The organism is Stenotrophomonas sp. GW821-FHT09E08, assembly GCF_059416125.1.
This window is the reverse complement of the sequence record NZ_JBWKOO010000003.1, coordinates 354,255-373,319: the sequence shown is the minus strand read 5'-3', so window position 1 is coordinate 373,319 and position 19,065 is coordinate 354,255. Positions and strand designations below refer to the sequence as shown.

Annotated in this window: 16 protein-coding genes; 10 read left to right on the top strand and 6 right to left on the bottom strand. The window is 67.9% G+C overall.

Annotated elements, in window-relative coordinates; translation table 11 throughout:
* Positions 1–105 precede the first annotated feature (105 nt).
* Together xseA and queG are read right to left on the bottom strand one after the other, a co-directional pair.
* The gene (gene xseA / locus AC07M7_RS06385; RefSeq protein WP_428710468.1) at positions 106–1,437 is read right to left on the bottom strand and encodes an exodeoxyribonuclease VII large subunit; all 1,332 of its coding nucleotides are present in this window, start codon (positions 1,435–1,437) and stop codon (positions 106–108) included.
* A gap of 44 nt (positions 1,438–1,481) precedes the next feature.
* Positions 1,482–2,552, bottom strand: coding sequence for a tRNA epoxyqueuosine(34) reductase QueG (gene queG / locus AC07M7_RS06380; protein ID WP_495206969.1), 1,071 nt, complete (start codon positions 2,550–2,552; stop codon positions 1,482–1,484).
* 23 nt (positions 2,553–2,575) lie between these two features.
* On the opposite strand from queG, the gene AC07M7_RS06375 reads away from it, so the two are divergent.
* From AC07M7_RS06375 to AC07M7_RS06350, 6 genes are all read left to right on the top strand, one after another.
* Positions 2,576–4,060: an NAD(P)H-hydrate dehydratase gene (locus AC07M7_RS06375; protein ID WP_495206968.1), complete on the top strand. Its 1,485-nt coding sequence runs from the start codon at positions 2,576–2,578 to the stop codon at positions 4,058–4,060.
* Positions 4,057–4,539, top strand: coding sequence for a tRNA (adenosine(37)-N6)-threonylcarbamoyltransferase complex ATPase subunit type 1 TsaE (tsaE, locus tag AC07M7_RS06370; RefSeq protein WP_046985047.1), 483 nt, complete (start codon positions 4,057–4,059; stop codon positions 4,537–4,539). Before AC07M7_RS06375 ends, tsaE begins: the two co-directional genes overlap by 4 nt.
* An 82-nt stretch (positions 4,540–4,621) precedes the next feature.
* Positions 4,622–6,187: an N-acetylmuramoyl-L-alanine amidase gene (locus AC07M7_RS06365; RefSeq protein WP_136639843.1), complete on the top strand. Its 1,566-nt coding sequence runs from the start codon at positions 4,622–4,624 to the stop codon at positions 6,185–6,187.
* Positions 6,188–6,285: 98 nt separating this feature from the next.
* Positions 6,286–8,190, top strand: coding sequence for a DNA mismatch repair endonuclease MutL (mutL, locus tag AC07M7_RS06360; RefSeq protein WP_100469053.1), 1,905 nt, complete (start codon positions 6,286–6,288; stop codon positions 8,188–8,190).
* 11 nt (positions 8,191–8,201) lie between these two features.
* Entirely contained in the window at positions 8,202–9,131 is a 930-nt protein-coding gene (locus tag AC07M7_RS06355; RefSeq protein WP_046985044.1) for a DUF1684 domain-containing protein, read from the top strand.
* 1 nt (position 9,132) lies between these two features.
* Positions 9,133–10,086, top strand: a complete 954-nt coding sequence (locus AC07M7_RS06350) for a TraB/GumN family protein (RefSeq protein ID WP_480983112.1) — start codon at positions 9,133–9,135, stop codon at positions 10,084–10,086.
* A 74-nt stretch (positions 10,087–10,160) separates the two neighbouring features.
* On the opposite strand, the gene phaR is transcribed toward AC07M7_RS06350, so the two are convergent.
* From phaR to gluQRS, 3 genes are all read right to left on the bottom strand, one after another.
* Positions 10,161–10,712, bottom strand: a complete 552-nt coding sequence (gene phaR / locus AC07M7_RS06345; protein WP_428709395.1) for a polyhydroxyalkanoate synthesis repressor PhaR — start codon at positions 10,710–10,712, stop codon at positions 10,161–10,163.
* Positions 10,713–10,895: 183 nt separating this feature from the next.
* On the bottom strand, positions 10,896–11,636 hold the full coding sequence (locus tag AC07M7_RS06340) for a beta-ketoacyl-ACP reductase (protein WP_006379851.1): 741 nt from the start codon (positions 11,634–11,636) through the stop codon (positions 10,896–10,898).
* A gap of 17 nt (positions 11,637–11,653) precedes the next feature.
* The gene (gene gluQRS, locus AC07M7_RS06335; RefSeq protein WP_136639847.1) at positions 11,654–12,574 is read right to left on the bottom strand and encodes a tRNA glutamyl-Q(34) synthetase GluQRS; all 921 of its coding nucleotides are present in this window, start codon (positions 12,572–12,574) and stop codon (positions 11,654–11,656) included.
* Positions 12,575–12,667: 93 nt separating this feature from the next.
* Here gluQRS and htpX point away from each other — a divergent pair, with 93 nt between their 5' ends.
* On the top strand, positions 12,668–13,534 hold the full coding sequence (gene htpX / locus AC07M7_RS06330) for a protease HtpX (protein ID WP_019336842.1): 867 nt from the start codon (positions 12,668–12,670) through the stop codon (positions 13,532–13,534).
* Positions 13,535–14,208: 674 nt separating this feature from the next.
* Here the strand turns inward: htpX and AC07M7_RS06325 are convergent.
* Positions 14,209–15,036: an inositol monophosphatase family protein gene (locus AC07M7_RS06325; RefSeq protein ID WP_012511653.1), complete on the bottom strand. Its 828-nt coding sequence runs from the start codon at positions 15,034–15,036 to the stop codon at positions 14,209–14,211.
* A gap of 120 nt (positions 15,037–15,156) precedes the next feature.
* On the opposite strand from AC07M7_RS06325, the gene AC07M7_RS06320 reads away from it, so the two are divergent.
* The 3 genes from AC07M7_RS06320 (at position 15,157) to AC07M7_RS06310 (ending at position 19,029) form a co-directional block, all read left to right on the top strand.
* Positions 15,157–15,927, top strand: a complete 771-nt coding sequence (locus AC07M7_RS06320; protein ID WP_136639850.1) for an RNA methyltransferase — start codon at positions 15,157–15,159, stop codon at positions 15,925–15,927.
* A gap of 76 nt (positions 15,928–16,003) precedes the next feature.
* Positions 16,004–16,906 (top strand): phosphate/phosphite/phosphonate ABC transporter substrate-binding protein, encoded by a 903-nt coding sequence (locus tag AC07M7_RS06315; RefSeq protein ID WP_426355553.1) that lies wholly within the window; start codon positions 16,004–16,006, stop codon positions 16,904–16,906.
* Positions 16,903–19,029, top strand: a complete 2,127-nt coding sequence (locus AC07M7_RS06310) for a putative bifunctional diguanylate cyclase/phosphodiesterase (RefSeq protein WP_046988143.1) — start codon at positions 16,903–16,905, stop codon at positions 19,027–19,029. Before AC07M7_RS06315 ends, AC07M7_RS06310 begins: the two co-directional genes overlap by 4 nt.
* Positions 19,030–19,065 lie beyond the last annotated feature (36 nt).

Here is a 19,065-nt window from a genome sequence, read left to right as displayed (position 1 = left end):
CACCGCCCCGCCATCCCACGGAATACCAGCTTGGCTGTTGCTTCGGCTGTTGCTGTCGCTTGAACGCTTCGGCAGGTGCAGGGCGCAGCCCTGCCGAACAACCCTTTACTTGACCTGCACGTCGATCACGCCGTCGCCGACGCGGGCCTGCAGGGCGTCACCCGGCTGCACCTGATCGACCTGGCGCACCAGTGCGCCATCGTCGCTGCGGGTCAGGATGCTGTAGCCACGGGCCACGGTGGCCAGCGGGCTGACTGCTTCCAGCGAACGCGCCAGCCCGCGCAGGCGCAGTGCGTCGCGCTCCAGCAGACGCTGCATCGCGGCCTGCGGGCGCCCCCGCAGGGCAGCCAGACGGCGCTGCATCGCGTCGAGCTGGCGCTGTGGATGGTGACCGCGCAGCACCGCCGCCGCATGCCGCAGGCGCGCGGCACGGCGTTCCTGCTGCTGATTGAATGCAGCATGCAGGCGCCGGCCCAGATCGAGCTGGCGGCGGCGCAGCAGGTCCAGCCGGGCCTGCGGGCTCTGTGCGTTCAGGCGCAGCAGGGCGCGGTCGGCGCGCTGCATGGCCTGCTGCATCGTATGCCGTTGCAGCTGCACCATGCGCGCGGCCGTGCGGCGCAGGCGCAACGCCAGTTCGCGTTGATCGGGTACCAGCAGTTCAGCTGCCACCGAAGGCGTTGGTGCGCGCAGGTCGGCGGCGAAATCGCTGAGGCTGAAGTCGGTTTCGTGGCCCACCGCCGACACCACCGGGGTGCGGCTGGCGGCGATCGCGCGAGCCAGCACTTCATCGTTGAACGCCCACAGGTCTTCCAGCGATCCACCACCGCGGGTCAGCAGGATCACGTCGTAGCGGCCACTGGCATCAGCGGCCTGCAGCAGGCGGGTGATCTGCGCGGCGGCGCTGTTGCCCTGGACCAGGGTCGGCAGCAGGTCCACTTCCAGCAGCGGGAAACGGCGGCCCAGCACGCTCAGCACGTCGCGAACGGCGGCACCGGTGGGCGAGGTGATCACCGCCAGGCGCTGTACGTGTGCAGGCATCGGGCGCTTGCGTGCCGGGTCGAACAGGCCCTCGGCTTCCAGGCGTGCCTTCAGTTCCTCGAAGGCGCGGCGCAGTGCGCCCTCGCCGGCTTCCTCCATGTGGTCCAGCACCATCTGGTACTCGCCACGTGCGTCGTACAGCGTCACCTTGCCGCGCACCAGCACGCGCATGCCCTCGCGCGGCACGAACTTCAGGTACTGCGCCTTCATCCGGAACATCGCTGCACGCAGCTGCGCGCGCGCATCCTTCAGGGTGAAATACAGGTGCCCGGACGCGGGGCGGGCCACGCTGCCCAGCTCGGCTTCGACCCAGATCGCCGGGAAGCTGCCTTCCAGCAGGTCGCGGGCCAGGGTGTTGAGCTGGCTGGGGGTGAGGACGTCGTTGTTGCGTGGCTGCATGGGTACGGCGGTGACGGGCAGAGCAGGGCGCTCAGGATCGCACGTCAGCGCGCGCCGTGCTGGGCCAGCGCCCACTGCACGTGCTCGCGCACCACGGGCGAGGGATCGTCGACGCGGGTGTGCAGGGCGGCCAGCGCATCGGTCGAGGCCGGCGCGTTGCCAAGTGCCACGGCGATGTTGCGCAGCCAACGCTCGTGGCCGCTGCGGCGGATAGGGCTGCCTTCGGTACAGCGCAGGAACTCGGCTTCGTCCCAGGCGAACAACTGGTCCAGGCGCGCGGTGTCCAGATGGTTGCGCGCACGGAAATCGGCTTCGTCGGTGCGCTTGGCGAACTTGTTCCAGGGGCAGACCAGCTGGCAGTCATCGCAGCCGTAGATGCGGTTGCCGATCAACGGCCGCATGTCCTCGGGGATGGCGCCATCATGTTCGATGGTCAGGTAGGAAATGCAGCGACGCGCGTCCAGGCGCTGCGGGCCGGTGATCGCGCGGGTGGGGCAGACATCGATGCAGCGCGTGCAGGTGCCGCAGTGGGCGCTGGCCGGGGTGTCGATCGGCAGCGGGATGTCGATGTAGATCTCGCCGATGAAGAACCAGGAGCCGCCGTGGCGGTCGATCAGGCAGGTGTGCTTGCCAATCCAGCCCAGGCCAGCGTTGCGCGCCAGTGCGCGTTCCAGCACCGGCGCCGAATCGACGAACACGCGGTAGCCCAGTGGCGCCACTTCGTCGTTGATCTGCGTGGCCAGCTTCTGCAGGCGGTTGCGCATCAGCTTGTGGTAGTCGCGGCCCAGCGCGTAACGGGCCACGTAGGCGCGGCCGGGATCGGCCAGGGTTGCCCAGGCTTCGGTGTCGTCCTTGTGGCTGTAATCCATGCCCACCGAGATCACCCGCACGGTGCCGGGCAGCAGCTCGGCCGGGCGGGCGCGCAGGGTGCCGTGGCGCGCCATCCAGTCCATCGTGCCGTACAGGCCCTGGCCAAGCCAGTCGGCCAGGTGCGCTTCATCCTCGCCCAGCTCGATGCCGGCAATGCCGCAGCGCTGGAAGCCATGCGCACGGGCCAGTTCGCGGATGCGCTGTACGGCCTGGGCCGGATCGACAGGGGCGGGGACGGGGGACATGTGCACCAGTATAAAATCCCCGCATGGCCAACCTTGCCGATCTGTTCGATTCCGCTGCCGCACGTGCGCTTGATGAGCAGGCCTCGACGCTTGCCGCCGAGGGCGGTTGGGGCCTGATGGCGCAGGCCGGCCTGGCCGCCTGGCAGTGCCTGCTGCAGCACTGGCCGCAGGCGCAGCGGATCGGCGTGGTGGTCGGCGCGGGCAACAACGGCGGCGATGGCCATGTGCTGGCCCGTCACGCGCTGCAGGCCGGGCGCGAGGTGATGGTGATCGCCTTGCCGGGGAAGTCGCCGTCAACCGTGCTGGCACAGCGTGCAGCATCGGAATTCGCCCGCGCGGGTGGCATTGTTGCCGCATTCGACGGCACGCTGCCCGAGGCCGATATATGGGTCGATGGCCTGTTCGGGCTGGGCTTCGACCGCGCGCCGGAGGGCGCGGCGCAGGCGTTGATAACCGCGCTCAACGCGCAAACGGCGCCGGTGCTGGCGCTGGACGTCCCCAGTGGCGTCGATGCCGATCGCGGTGCCGTACCGGGCGTGGCCGTGAAGGCCGCTTTGACCCTGCAGTTCATCGTGCCGCATCGCGGCCTGTATACCGGCGACGCGCTGGATCATTGTGGCCATAAGGTGCTGGCGCCGCTGCAGCTACCCGCGGCCGCATGGCAGGGCGTGTCACCCGCCGCGGAGCACTGGACCCAGGCTCGCTTGCCGGTACTGCTGCCGCCGCGCCGCGCCAATACCCACAAGGGCGAATCCGGCCATGTGCTGTGCGTGGGTGGCAACCACGGCAGCGGCGGCGCCATCGCGATGGCCGCCGAAGCGGCGCTGCGGGCGGGCGCTGGCCTGCTCAGCCTCGGCACCCGCCGCGACCATGTCGGCCCGTTGCTGGCACGCCTGCCCGAGGCGATGACCCACGCGCTGGAAGACGGCGACGCACTGCCGGCGCTGCTGGACAAGGCCAGGGTGGTGGCGATCGGGCCCGGGCTGGGCCAGGACGAGTGGGCACGCGCATTGTTTGCGCGGGTGCTGGCATGCGGCAAGCCACTGGTGATCGATGCCGATGCCCTGAATCTGTTGGCGCAGGACCCGCGCGCACTGCCCGAAGCCATTCTCACGCCGCACCCCGGCGAGGCTGCGCGTCTGCTCGGTTGCAGCACGCCTGATATCCAGGCCGACCGCTTCACCTGCGCACAGGCGCTGGCCGAACGTTTCCACGCGGTGGTGGTGCTGAAAGGGGCTGGCAGCATCGTGGCCGCCCCAGGACATCGGCCACGACTGATTGCCGCCGGCAATCCCGGCATGGCTGTCGGTGGCATGGGGGACCTGCTGACCGGCATCATCGCCAGCCTGCGCGCGCAGGGCCTGGCCGCCTTCGACGCCGCTGCGGCCGGTGCGCTGTTGCATGCGCTCGCGGGCGATGTAGCTGCCGCCGATGGCGCGCGCGGCCTGCTTCCTACTGATCTGCTGTCGCCGCTGCGGCGACTGGCCAACCCGGAACTCTCTCGATGATCGATTTCTTCCTTGCCGACAGCGATGCCACCGAACTGCTCGGGCAGTGGCTGGCGGCCACCCGGCCGCCGCAGGCGCTGATCGAACTGCGTGGCGACCTGGGCGCCGGCAAGTCCACCACTGCGCGGGCACTGCTGCGCGCGCTGGGGGTACAGGGTGCGATCCGCAGCCCAACCTACACCTTGGTCGAGCGCTATCCACTGGCCAGTGGCGGCGAGGCCTGGCACCTGGACCTGTACCGCATCGGCCAGGCCGGCGAACTGGATTTTCTCGGCCTGGACGAGGGCAGCGCGGTGCTGTGGCTGGTCGAATGGCCCGAGCGCGGGGCCGGTGCGTTGCCGCCGACTGACCTGGTGGTGGCCCTGGAAATCGAGGGGCAAGGGCGGCGTGTTCGTCTCACTGGGGCCAGCGACGCAGGACGTGAATGGCTGGAACGGCTTCCCAAAGGGGGCGACTTGCAGGCCATTTCTGCCGGCTGACGAGAACAAACACCGGCAGGTTACGGATTATTAAGGAAAAAGGTGTTGCATTCCGTTCAGCGCGGTGATTGAATCCTGAGCCATGCGCCCGGGGAACCGTCTCATTGCCATCTGTGCCGCCGTCGGACTGAGTCTGGCGAGCGTCAGTGCGTGGGCCGGCGAAGTCCGCCAGGTCCTGCTGAACACCGGCGCGACCGGTACCCGCGCCGAAATCTCGCTGGTTGGCAGCGGCGGCTACAAGACCTTGTCGCTGGCGGGTCCGAACCGGCTGGTGGTCGATTTCCCGGACTCCAGCGCGATACGCAATCTGAAGATGCCGGCTGCGCAGGGCGTGGTCACGGCGGTGCGTACCGGACAGCCGGTGCCGGGTACCTTCCGTGTCGTTTTCGACCTCGCTGAATCGGTGGCGCCGTTCCGCCCGCAGATGCAGCGCGAGGGCAATGAATCCAAGCTGGTGATCGAATGGCCGGGTGATGGCCCGGCCGTGGCCGCCAGCCGTCCGGCGGCGACGCCGACCGTGCCGCCGCCGCAGGCACCGGTTGCCGCACCGGCGCCGACGCCTGCCGAAAGCGCGCAGTCGCGTTCAGACGCCGCGCGTGCCACGGCGCTGCTGACGGCACAGGTGCAGCAGCAGGCCAGCGCGGCCGCTGCCGCACCGGCCACGCCGACGCCGGCACCGTCCACCGCGCCGGCCCAGGTCGCCGCCGCCGGTACCACCGCCAGCAGCACGCCTTCTTCCTCGCCGGCCGCGATCCTCGCCGGCCAGCGCACTGCTGCGGTAGTGACCAATCCGCCGGCTACGGCCCCCGCGCCGGTACCGACGACGGTCGTGCCGCCGCGCCCGGTCATGCCCAGCGATGCCTCGCGCATCCGCATGCAGGCCGGCATGCGCCACCTGGTGGTGGCCATCGATCCGGGCCACGGCGGCCAGGACCCCGGTGCGATCGGCCCGACCGGCAAGCGCGAGAAGGATGTGACCCTAGCCGTGGCGCGTGAGCTGGCCCGCCAGGTCAACGCGACGCCGGGCCTGAAGGCTTACCTGACCCGCGACAGCGACGTGTTCATTCCGCTGCCGATGCGTGCGCAGAAGGCGCGTGCGAACAAGGCCGACATCTTCATCTCGATCCACGCTGACGCTGCCGAGAACCGCTCGGCAACAGGTTCATCGGTGTATGTGCTGTCGACCAAGGGCGCCTCTTCGCAGCGCGCCCGCTGGCTGGCGGACAAGGAAAACGCGGCTGATCTGGTCGGCGGCGTGCGCCTGCAGCAGACCGAAGGCACGCTTGCCAACGTGCTGCTGGACCTGGCCCAGAGCGGCTACATGAAGGCGTCCGAGGACGCGGCCGGCCACGTGCTGGGCGGGCTGAAGCGGATCGGCAACAACCACAAGCCGAACATCGAGCGTGCCAACTTCGCGGTACTGCGTACTTCGGACATGCCGGCGATGCTGGTGGAAACCGCGTTCATCTCCAACCCGGACGAAGAGCGCCGCCTGATCGACCCGGCCTACCAGCGCAAGATCGCCGGTGCGGTGCTCGATGGCGTGCATACCTTCTTCAGCCGGCAGCCGCCGCCGGGCACGCTCTACGCGGCCCGCGCCCAGGCCGAGATCGACGCCGCCGGCACCATGGCCGGTGGCAGCAAGTAACCCGTGGTACGCATTGCGTAGGGTAGCGCCGGGCCATGCCCGGCGGAGGGGCGGCTCCGCTATCATCATCCCATGAAGTCTGCTGCCCATTCCGTCCCATGAGCGCGCCCGGCCCGCGTCCGATCCGGCCGTTGCCGGACATCCTGATCAACCAGATCGCCGCCGGCGAAGTGGTCGAGCGTCCTGCATCGGTGGTCAAGGAACTGGTCGAGAATGCGATCGATGCGGGCGCCAGCCGCGTCGATATCGACCTGGAAGAGGGCGGCGTGCGCCTGATCCGCATCCGCGACAACGGCAGTGGCATCGCGCCGGAGCAGTTGCCGCTGGCGGTGTCACGCCACGCCACCAGCAAGATCGCCGACCTCGACGATCTCGAATCGGTGGCCACGCTCGGCTTCCGCGGTGAAGCGCTGCCGTCGATCGCCTCGGTCAGTCGCTTCACCCTGTCCTCGCGCCGCGCGCATGACGAGCATGGCTCGGCGCTGCAGATCGAAGGCGGCAAGATCGGCGAAGTGACCCCGCGCGCGCATGCGCCGGGCACCACCGTGGAAGTACGCGAGCTGTTCTACAACGTGCCGGCGCGGCGCAAGTTCCTGCGCGCTGAGCGCACCGAACTGGGTCATATCGAAGAGTGGCTGCGTTCGCTGGCGCTGGCGCGGCCGGATGTCGAACTGCGCGTGTCGCACAACGGCAAGGCGTCACGCCGTTACAAGCCGGGCGACCTGTACTCCGATACGCGATTGGCTGAAACACTGGGCGAGGACTTCGCCAACCAGGCGGTGCGCGTGGACCACAGCGGTGCCGGACTGCGCCTGCACGGCTGGATCGCGCAGCCGCATTATTCTCGGGCCAGCGCCGACCAGCAGTACCTGTACGTCAATGGCCGTTCGGTGCGCGACCGCAGCGTCGCCCACGCGGTGAAGATGGCCTACGGCGATGTGCTGTACCACGGCCGCCAGCCGGCTTACGTGCTGTTCCTGGAGTTGGATCCGACTCGCGTCGACGTCAACGTGCATCCGGCCAAGCACGAAGTGCGCTTCCGTGATTCGCGGCTGGTTCATGACTTCGTCTACCGCACGCTGAAGGATGCGCTGGCCGATACCCGCGCCGGCATGTCGGCGCAGGAGATCGGTGCTGGCGCCATGCATCCGGTGGATGCGGCCGCTGCACCGATGGCATCGACCGCGGGCGCCTCCGGTTTCGGGCTGGTGCGCGGTCCCGCACCCGGTGCTGGCTCCGGTGGTGGTGGTGGCGGATTCTCAGGCTGGCGCCCGCAGCAGCCGCTGGGCCTGCAGGTGGCCGATGCACCGGCCGCCTACGCTGCGCTGTATGCCGCGCCCTCCGGTGCAGAACGCGGGGCGGCGTTACCGCCGATGCCGACCGAGAACGGGCTGCCGGTGACCAGCGCCGACGCCGGCGTGCCGCCGCTGGGTTATGCGATCGCGCAGCTGCACGGCATCTACATCCTGGCCGAGAATGCCGAAGGCCTGATCGTGGTCGACATGCATGCGGCGCACGAACGCATCGGCTACGAGCGGCTGAAGAACGCGCACGATGGCATCGGCCTGCAGTCGCAGCCGATGCTGGTGCCGATCACGCTGGCGGTGGGTGAGCGCGAGGCGGATACCGCCGAGAGCGAGGCGGATACATTGGCCGCACTCGGCTTCGAGGTGACCCGCGCCGGCCCTGGCTCGCTGCATGTACGCAGTATTCCGGCGCTGCTGGCCCACGCCGAACCGGAAGGCCTGCTGCGTGACGTACTGACCGACCTGCGCGAGCATGGCCAGAGCCGCCGCGTGGCAACTGCACGTGACGAGCTGCTGTCGACCATGGCCTGCCACGGCGCGGTGCGCGCCAACCGGCGGTTGACCGTGCCGGAAATGAACGCGCTGCTGCGCGACATGGAAATCACCGAGCGGTCCGGTCAGTGCAACCACGGCCGACCGACCTGGGCCCGTTTTTCGCTGGCGGAGATCGACCGCTGGTTCCTGCGCGGACGTTGAGGGGAGCATCGATGCGTTATCGGGGAATGGGCGGCCTGCTGGCCGCCTTGTTGTTGGCGGCCTGCAGCCCGGCGACGCCGCCGGCACCGGCCGTTGCTGAAGATCCAGCCTATGCCACCGCGCAGCAGCAGTGGCGCGTGGCGCGTTACCAGGACCTGACCCGGCCCGATGGCTGGACAGCACTGGTTGGCCTGCATTGGCTGCCGAACAAATCGCATTTCGTCGGAAGCGGCGCCACCAATGGCATCCGCCTGGCGGTCGGCCCGGACAAGCTGGGCCTGCTGCGCCGCGAAGGCAGCCAGTGGTGGTTCACCCCGGAAGCGGGCGCCGAGATCAGCCATGACGGCCAGCCGGTGCGCGGCCGCATCCGCATCGACACCGACAAGGATCCGCAGCCGACCCTGCTGGCCTTCGATGGTGGCAAGGGCCAGCTCGGCATCATTCGCCGCGGTCCGCGCGATGCGCTGCGGGTCAAGCACGCTGACGCACCGGCACGCCGCGATTTCGCCGGCCTGGAGTACTGGCCGGGTGGTCCGGACTGGCAGGTGCAGGCGCGCTTCATCCCGCATCCGCCGGGCAAGACCATGCCGATCGTTGATATCACCGGCCTGACCACTGAGATGCCGAATGCCGGTGCGGTCGAGTTCGAGCGCGATGGACGCGCCTGGCGGCTGGAGGCGATCGGTGCTCCCGGGCAGCCGCTGTTCCTGATCTTCGCCGACCGCACCAGCGGCCGCGGCAGTTATCCGGCCGGCCGCTACCTGGACACCGATGCGCCCGGCGCCGACGGCACGGTACGCATCGATTTCAATCACGCCTACAACCCACCGTGCGCGTTCACCGCCTACGCGACCTGCCCGTTGGCGCCGCCGGAAAACCGGCTGGACCTGCGCGTGGAAGCGGGCGAGAAGGCTTACCACCTGCCTGAAGGAGAAGGCTGAGATGCCGATCAGATCCCTGTTGCGTACCGCCGTTGTATTGGCGGCCTGTGCGCTGGCACCGCTGGTTGCAGCGCGTACCGTGCAAGCCGACACCGCTGGCGCAGCGGCGGCCAAGCCGCCGGTGCCGTTGCTGTGGAAAGTGACCGGCCCGGGTGACTCGCGCCTCTACCTGCTCGGCTCCTTCCACCTGCTGAAGCCGCAGGACTATCCGTTGTCGCCCGAAGTCGAGCAGGCGTTCGAGGCCTCGCAGCGGGTGGTATTCGAGCTGTCGCCGGAAGACATGCAGTCGCCACAGCTGGCCAGCCGCATGGTGCAGGCAGCGGTCCGTACCGATGGCAGCGAACTCAAGCGCGATCTTGATGCCGCCACCTGGCAGAAACTGCAGACGTTCGCCACCGAGAACAAGCTGCCACTGGCGCAGATGCAGGGCATGAAGCCGTGGTTTGTCGGCCTGAGCATTTCGGTCGGGCAGATGCAGAAGATGGGGCTGGACCCGGCCCTTGGCCTGGATCGGCACTTCATGGAGCGCGCGCAGAAGACTGGCCGCAAGACGGCGGGCCTGGAAGACATCGATACCCAGATCGGCATGCTCGACGGCATGACCGTGCAGGAGCAGCGGCAGATGCTGTCCGAGGCGCTGGACCAGGCCGGCAAGGGTGATGAGCAGGCCCGCCAGCTGCACGACGCATGGCGCCGCGGCGATGAGCGTGTGCTGTGGACGAAGATGGCCGCGGAAATGCGCCAGCAGTATCCGCAGCTGTACCAGCGCATCAACACCGGTCGCAATGATGCATGGGTGCCCAAGCTGCTGCCGTACCTGCAGGCCGGGCAGGGCGGTACGCTGGTCGTGGTCGGCACACTTCACCTGCTCGGCAACGATGGCGTGGTCGAGAAGCTGAAGGCGAAGGGCTACAAGGTCGAGCGCGTGTGCACGGGGTGCAAGGCGAAACGCTGACGCATCGCGGCTGGACTGCAAAACAGAACGGCGCGCCAGAGGCGCGCCGTTTTCGTTCCAGCCGGGCCAATGGCTCAGCGGCGTGTCTTGCCGCCGCTACCCGTACCTGTGCCGGTGGCAGTGCCGGTTTCATTCGGCTTGTTGCCGGCGCCGGTACCCGTCCCGGTACCGCCCGGGCGCGGGCCGCCGAAACCGGTGCCCATGTTGCGCTGGAACTCCTGCCACAGCTCCAGGTTGCGCTCGGTCAGCTGGTTCATCATCGCCCACGGCGTCTGCCCCAGCAGGTTGCCCATCTGCTGGCGGAACTGCTGCTGCTGGTCGAGGAAGACCTGCATGCTGCGCTCCAGGTAGTTGCCCATGAAGCCCTGCAGGGAATCGCCGTAGAAGCGGATCAGCTGGCTCAACAGCTGGGTGGACAGCATCGGTTCGCCGTCCTGTTCCTGGTCGGCGATGATCTGCAGCAGGACCGATCGCGTGAGGTCGTCGCCGCTCTTGGCGTCGCGGACTTCGAAGTCTTCACCGTCCAGGATCAGCTGGCGCACGTCCTCGATGGTGATGTAGCTGGAGATCTCGGTGTCGTAGAGACGGCGGTTCGGATACTTCTTGATGATGCGGGTCGCAGCCATGAAGCGGTACTCGTCACAGTAGACGCGCAGCATGGCGCAGTGCAGCAGCCGTTGCAACCGCCTCAGCCCCCGCCAGGCTTGGCTTTCGGCGGCGATCATGTTGCGCAACAAGGGTTTGCGTGCTGCGCAGCATGACTCTCGGCAGGGGGCGGCAGCGCGCGCTGCAACCACCCCGTGCGCGGCTTACCAGCCCATATGGTGGCCGCCGTTGATGTCCAGGTTGCTGCCGGTGATCCACGAGGCCTCGTCGGCCACCAGGAACGACACGCCGTAGGCGATTTCTTCCGGCTTGCCCAGGCGCCCGGTGGGGATGTCGGCGATGATCTTGGCGCGCACTTCCTCCGGCACCGCCATCACCATGTCGGTGGCGACGTAGCCGGGCGAAATGGTGTTGACGGTGATGCCAAAGCCGGCATTCTCGCGGGCCAGCGAGATGGTGAAGCCGTGCATGCCGGCCTTGGCCGCTGCGTAGTTGGCCTGGCCATACTGGCCCTTCAGGCCGTTGATCGAGCTGATCTGGATGACCCGGCCCCAGCCGCGGCGGCGCATGCCCTCGATCACCGGGCGGGTGACGTTGAACACCGAATTGAGGTTGGTGTTGATCACATCGTGCCACTGGTCCGCGCGCATGCGGTGGAAGGTGGTGTCGCGGGTGATGCCAGCGTTGTTGACCAGGATCTCGACCGGCCCGAGCTCGGCCTCGACCGCGCGCACCATCGCCTCGGCGCTGTCCGGATCGGAGACATCACCTGGGAAGATCGACACGCTGTAGCCGCGTTCGGTCATCGCCTGCAGCCAGGCACGGGCCTTGGCTTCGTCGCGGTAATTGGTGGCGACCCGGTGGCCCTGGTCGGCCAGGCGTTGGCAGATGGCGGTACCGATGCCGCCGGTTCCGCCGGTGACCAGTGCGACGCGAGATGTCATGGAATGCTGTCCGGGAATCAGGTGGGGGAAGGGGGATTCTGCAACATCGGCGCGGAAAGTGCGCCGGCCGGCAGCAGGATATCGGTACGCGGCAGCCGCGCCGGGTCGAAGGCCCGTTGCGCGGCGGCGAACAGCGTGTCCAGATCCTGCGCGTGGTCCAGCGCGGCGGGGGCCTGGCCGAGCAGCTGCCAGAGCTGGCGCAGCACCGGCACCGGTCGCGTGCTGTCGACCGCCAGCGCCGCCAGTGACTTGGACAGCTTGTGGCCCGGTGCATCCAGCAGCAGGGGTAGATGCCAGTAGCGCGGCACCGCCAGGCCCAGCGCCTGCTGCAGCAGGATCTGCCGCGCGGTGGAATCGAGCAGGTCGGCGCCACGCACCACTTCGGTCACGCCCTGTGCAGCGTCGTCCACCACCACCGCCAGCTGGTACGCCCAGCAGCCGTCGGCGCGGCGCAGCACGAAGTCGCCGACCTCGGCATGCACGTCCTGCTGCTGTGGGCCACGCAGGCCATCGTCGAAGTGCACGAGGCTGCCAGGCGGCACGCGGAAGCGGACGGCCGGGTCCGGTCTTGGTTGCCGCGCAACGCAGCGATGGTGGATGCCGCCGCTGGCAGCCAGCTCGCTGCGGCTGCAGTGGCAGATGAAGGCCAGATCATCGGCGAGCAGCACATCCAGTGCGGCCTGGTAGACCTCGCCACGGGCGCTCTGCCAGAGGATCGGGCCATCATGGACCAGGCCGAACGCGGACAGTGCCCGCAGTTGTGACTCGGCGGCACCGGGCACGGTGCGCGGCGGATCGACGTCTTCGATGCGCAGCCGCCACAAGCCGCCGTGATGGCGCGCGAGCAGCCAGCTGCCGAAGGCGGCGAGCAGGGATCCGGGGTGGAGCAGGCCGGTCGGCGAGGGCGCGAAGCGGCCGCAGGGAATGGGGGAGGTCATGCAGGCTGAATCGTCGGTCAGGTTGGCGCTTGAATTCAAGCTGACCGCACCGCAAATTGATCGATATCGACCCCTTCCGAGCCGGAATTTCCCATGTTCACCCGTATAGCCCTCTTCCTGGCCACGAACTTTGCCGTGCTGATCCTGGCCAGCATCGTGATGTCGCTGACGGGAACCGACCCCAGCAAGATGAGCGGCCTGCTGATCATGGCCGGCATCTTCGGTTTCGGTGGCTCCTTCATTTCGCTGCTGCTGTCCAAGTGGATGGCCAAGCGCTCCACCGGTGCGGTGGTGATCACCGAGCCACGCAACCAGACCGAGCGTTGGCTGCTGGCCACCGTCGAGCGCCAGGCCAAGGCGGCCGGCATCGGCATGCCTGAAGTGGCGGTGTATGAGGGCCCGGAGATCAACGCCTTCGCCACCGGTGCCAACCGCAACAATGCGCTGGTGGCGGTGTCCACCGGCCTGCTGCACAACATGAGCGAAGACGAGGCCGAAGCAGTGCTGGGCCACGAGATCGCCCACGTCGCCAACGGTGACATGATCACCATGGCGTTGCTGCAGGGTGTGCTGAACACCTTCGTGATCGTGCTGGCCCGCGTGGTCGGCGGCATCATCGACAGCGCGCTGTCGGGCAACCGCGAAGGCGGCGGCCGCGGTTTTGCGTACTACATCATCGTGTTCGTGCTGGAGATGGTGTTCGGCCTGTTCGCCACCATGATCGCGATGTGGTTCTCGCGTCACCGTGAGTTTCGTGCCGATGCCGGCGGTGCCTCGCTGGCCGGCCGCCAGAAGATGATCGCCGCGCTGGAGCGCCTGCAGCTCAACCACGGCCAGAGCACGCTGCCGACCCAGATCGCCGCCTTCGGTATTGCCGGTTCGACGGCGAAGAAGCTGTTCATGAGCCACCCGCCGCTGGAAGAGCGCATTGCCGCACTGCGGGCGTCTACGGTGGCGTAAGCCTCCGCTTCCAAGGTAGTGCAGGAACGCCTGGCCTCGCGCCGGGCGTTTTTGTTTGTGCGTCGACGCATCGGTGGTGCCGGGAACGACCTGGCGAGAGTCATTTCCGCGACCGCGGAGGGGTGTCACTTTCTTTGTGCGCAAAGAAAGTAACCAAAGAAACGCTCCGCCAGCCGCGAGCCGACGTGCTCCGCACGTCGGTGCCCTGCGCTCCTCGGCCCGTCGAGGGACGGTGCGGGAACTCGCTGCGCTCAGACACCCGCACCTCTTCGCCCTCGCCGGACCTGCGGTGCTCGGCTCGCTTGAAGGCGGACTGGAAAATCAAGATCAAGGGCAACAGCATCCACGCATGGGGTGGATCTTCGGGGTGCAGCTGTGGGTACTTGACCTTGGGTCCGCCTTGAGCGAGCCGAGCATCGCAGGGGAATCAGGGGCGAAGAGGCGCCGGTGTTTGAGCGCAGCGAGTTCGGCGCCGTCCCCTGATTCGCCGAGAAGCGCAGGGTACCGGCGCGTAGCGACGGCTCGCGCCCTGGCGGCGTGTTTCTTTGGTTACTTTCTTTGCACGAGCAAAGAAAGTGACACCCCTCCGCGGTCGCGGAAATGAATCTCCGAGCGCGCAAACGAAAACGGCACCTTCGCAGGTGCCGTCTCCATGAACCGCTTTACACGGAACCTCAGAACTTCGCGTCGAACTCCGCCGCGTAGCCGGTGTTCACCAGCACCTTCTGCAGCGACTCGGCCACCTTCAGGTTGCCGGCCACGATCTGGTGGGTGTCCGGGCCACGGTTGTCCATGCGGCCCAAGGTCGCGCCCTTGAAGTCGCAGACCTTGCCACCGGCCTCGCGGACCAGCAGCAGGCCAGCGGCGATGTCCCACGCCTTCACACCGGCTTCGAAGTAGGCATCAGCGCGGCCACAGGCCACGTAGGCCAGGTCCAGCGCGGCTGAACCGGTGCGGCGGATGTCCTCGGCCTGGACCAGCAGGGTGTCGACCGACTTCAGCTGGGCGCTGGCGCGGGCGCGCTCACGCGGGGCGAAGCCGGTGTGGATCATGGTGCCTTCCAGGTCCTTGCGGTCGGCAACGCGGATGCGGCGGTCGTTCAGCACGGCACCAGCGCCACGGCTGGCGGTGAACAGTTCATTGCGCAGAGGGTCGAAGATGACCGCATCGGTCGGCTCGCCGTTCTCGACCAGGGCGATCGACACGCAGTAGTGCGGCACGCCGCGCAGGTAATTGCTGGTGCCATCGAGCGGGTCGATGACCCACATCTGGCGACGCTCGCCCTGCACGCCACCTTCTTCGCCGAAGATGCCGTATTCGGGATAGGCGCGCTTGAGTTCCTTGACGATGACCTTTTCCGCGTCCGCGTCCACTTCGCTGGCGTAGTCCATCCGGCCCTTCTGCACCACGTTCAGCGCCTCGAGCTTGTTGATGTTGCGCAACAGGACGTTGCCGGCGAGGCGGGCGGCCTTGACCATGACGGTTACGGCGGGTTTCTGCATGGCGTGGGCTCCCGGAAAGGCAGAAGAGAAGGGCTGGCGGGGGAAAAGAGCGGGTCCGGCGCAGTGGCCGGCCGCACAGTTTACCATTGGTCTTCGTCCAGCTCGACATTTTCCCTGTTCATGTCCCAGTTTCCCGTCGCCACCCGCCTCCGATTCGTCCTGGTCGGTACCCAGCACCCCGGCAACATGGGCGCCGCCGCCCGTGCCCTGAAGACCATGGGCCTGGCCCGCCTGGTGCTGGTCGCGCCCGAAAAGCCATTGGACGAGGAGGCCTTCCGCCGCTCGGCCGGTGCCGAAGACGTACTCGGTGACGCCCCGGTGGTGGCCACCCTGGCCGAGGCCGTGGCCGACTGCCGCCTGGTGCTGGGCTGCACTGCCCGCGCGCGCCGCGTCCAGCTGGAGGAGTACCTGCCCGCCGAGGCCGCTGCCCGCGCCGTGACCAAGGCCGGCGAAGGTGCCGAGGTAGCGCTGGTGTTCGGCCGCGAGCGTACCGGGCTGACCAACGAAGAGCTGCAGCTGTGCCACGCGGCGGTGCACATCCCGTCCGATCCGGAGTTCAGCTCGCTCAACCTGGCGGCAGCCGTACAGGTGCTGGCCTATGAAACCCGCATGCAGCTGCTTGGCGCACAGCCGGTGGCTGAGCCGGGGACCGGCGTCCGCGAACAGGTCGCCAGCCATGAGCAGATGGAGAGCTTCTTCGCCCAGCTCGGCGACACCCTGGACGAGATCGATTTCCACAAGGGCCGCGCGCCGGAATCGGCGATGCGCAAGCTGCGCCGCCTGTTCCTGCGCAGCGAGCCGAGCGAGCAGGAAGTACGCCTGCTGCGCGGCATCCTCGCCGATACCCAGCGCATGGCGCGGCTGGCCCAGGCGGGCAACAAGGACAGCTGACGACGTTCTCATTTTTTCGGGTAGTCTGTCCGGATACCCAGGGGGGATGAAGCCTGTGTCAGGTCTTCGAAAGGCAATGCAGGGGGGACTGCTGAGCCTGGCCATGGTCCTGCTGGCCGGGACGGTGCGTGCAGCACCGGACCCGGTGCTGGTGCTGGGCCGGATCAGCGATGATCCCAAGGCCCACTACGAGCAGCTGCAGCCACTGCTGGACTATGTGGTGCCGCGCATGCACGACGTCGGGATCAAGGAGGGGAGGATCCTGATGGCGCGCGACCCCCAGCAGATGGCCAGCTACCTGCGGCGGGGACGGGTCGACTGGGTCACCGAAACATCGGGCACGGCCATGGCGCTGGGCCAGCGCAGTGGCGCTCGTCCGCTGCTGCTGACCGAGCGCAATGGCGTGCGTGAATACCAGACGGTGTTCTTCGTGCGCAGCGACAGCCCGATCCAGCGCGTGCAGGATCTGCGCGGCCATCGGTTGGCCCTGCAGAACACCGCGTCCACCAGTGCCTACCTGGTGCCGGTGATGACCCTGCTGCAGGACGGGCTGTCACCACAGATCCTTGCCGGGGTCTGGGATATGCCGGGCCGGGACAGCGTGGGCTATGTGTTCGTGCGCAGTGAGTTGAACATCGCCACCTATGTGCACAAGGGGATGGCCGATGTGGGAGCGGTGAGCAGCGTGGACTGGAACGACGAACGGCGGGTGCCGGCGGCGTTCCGGCGCGACTTCCGCGAACTGCTGCGCACCGAGCCGTACCCGCGTGCGGTGGAGATGGTGCGCGCCGACCTCGATCCGAGGGTGCGTGACCGCCTGCAGCAGGTGCTGCTGGAGGCGGCCAGCGATCCGCGGGCGCAGGGGGCGTTGCATCGGTTTTTTGGCACTTCCGGTTTCCACCGCGTCGATGCGCATGCGCAGCAGCGGCTGGATGAATTGAAACAAGGATTGACGCGCGTGCGGATGGAAGTGGAATGAAGTGGCTCGGCTCGGGAATGCAGGCCCGGTTCCTGCTTGCGATGGGCGGGGCGATGATCGTGGTCGTGGCGATCCTGGCGGTACTGCTGGGGCGGCAGACGGCGATGCAGAGCGAGGTGCGCAACCTCAGTGGCAGTGTCATCCATGAACTGTTCGATCGCGGCGTGCGCAGCCGTGGCGAGGCGATGGCGCGCGAGTTGTCCGATGCGCTGGCCAACCCGCTGTACTACCGCGATCTGGACCAGATCGGTGCGCTGGTGCGCAATACTGCCCGCCAGCAGGTGGTGCGCTACGTGCTGGTGTTCGATGACCATGGCCGGCTGGTGCATGACGGTACGGTCGAGGTTGCCGGTTTCGGGCAGCCCATGGCCGACCCGCTGGCGCCCGGAGCAGTGGCCGCGCGGGCCCTGGTGGTGCAGGAATCGCCGAAGGTGCTCGACAACGCGATGCCGATCATGGTCGGCAACCAGCGCATCGGTGGCGTCCGCGTCGGCATGGCGCTGGACGAGGTGCAGCAGCGCGAGCAGGCTGCCAACGCCACGCTCGGAGAGCGCCTGCAGCAGGTCGGCAGCCGCCACCTGGGCTGGCTGCTGCTGATGCTGGGGCTGCTGGTGGTGATCGGCGTGGTGGTGATCCTCTACGTGCAGCGCACCCTGGTGGCGCCGATCCGTGACCTGGCTGCGGCGGCACGCCGTATCGAAGCCGGGGACTACCAGGCGCCGCTGGCGGAGAACAGCCGCGATGACGAGGTTGGTGAGCTGGTACGCGGCTTTGCCAGCATGCGTGATGCGATCGCCCGCCATGATCGCGAAGTGCGGCGCATGGCCTATACCGATGCGTTGACCGGGCTGACCAACCGGCTGGCGTTCCGCGAGGCACTGGATCACCGGTTGATGGCTGCGCGCGCTTCCAACCATAGGCTGGGCCTGCTGTTTGCCGACATTGACGACTTCAAGCGGGTCAACGATACCCTTGGCCACGAGGCAGGCGACGAGGCGTTGCTGCAGTTCGCACAGCGCATCGGCCGCGCAGTGACCGAAGCCGGTGGCGATGAGGCGCTGCTGGCGCGGTTCGGTGGCGACGAGTTCGTGATCCTGGTCGGCGACGGTGACGTGGCTGCCAATGCGCGATTGCTGGCCGAAGTGCTGGTGCGCGAGCTGGGCAAGCCGCTGGTGGTGCAGGGCAGGGAATTGTTCCTCGGCACCTCGATCGGCGTGACCCTGTTCCCCGACGACGCGGCCGATGCGACCACGCTGCTGAAGAACGGCGACATCGCCATGTACCAGGCGAAGATGGCCGGCAAGAACTGCTATCGCTACTACAGCCGCGCGATGGACCATGCAGTCGAGCGCCGCGTGCACATGGAGCAGGAGCTGCGCGGTGCCTGGGAGCGCGGCGAGCTGCGCCTGGCCTACCAGCCGATCTTCCGCATGCGCGACCGCCGGATGGTAGGTGTCGAAGTACTGCTGCGCTGGCAGCACCCGACCCTGGGTACGATCCCGCCGTCGGTGTTCATCGAAGTGGCCGAGCAGAGCGGGTTGATCGAGATCATCGGCCCGAAGGTGCTGCGCGCGGCCTGCATGGAAGCCTCGCAGTGGCCGCGCGGAGCGGGCGGCGATGACCTGTTCGTATCGGTCAATGTATCGCCTCGGCAGCTGCGCGGCGGCGAGTTGCCGGCACTGGTGGCGCAGTGCCTGCATGAGTCCGGGCTGCCGGCCTCGCGCCTGCACCTGGAGCTGACCGAGACCGCGGTGATCGGCGATGAGATGGTGGCCGCGCAACTGCTGGACAAGTTGCACCGCACCGGTGTGAAGGTCTGGCTGGATGATTTCGGCACCGGCTTCTCCGGCCTCAGCCATCTGCGCCAGGTGCCGGTGGATGGGGTAAAGATCGACAAGAGCTTCGTCGCCGACATGCAGCGCGACCCCGACGACCTTGCTCTGACCACGGCGATCATCGCCATGGCCCATGCGCTGGGCATCACGGTGGTGGCCGAGGGCATCGAGCAGCAGGCGCAGTTCGAACTGCTGGCCCAGCGTGGCTGCGACCTCGGCCAGGGTTACTGGCTGAGCCACCCGGTGACCGCCACCGAAGTGGTACGGATGATCGAGTCGGGCCTGTAGCCGTTGTCTTGGGGTCAGATCCCTTTTCCGCGGGAA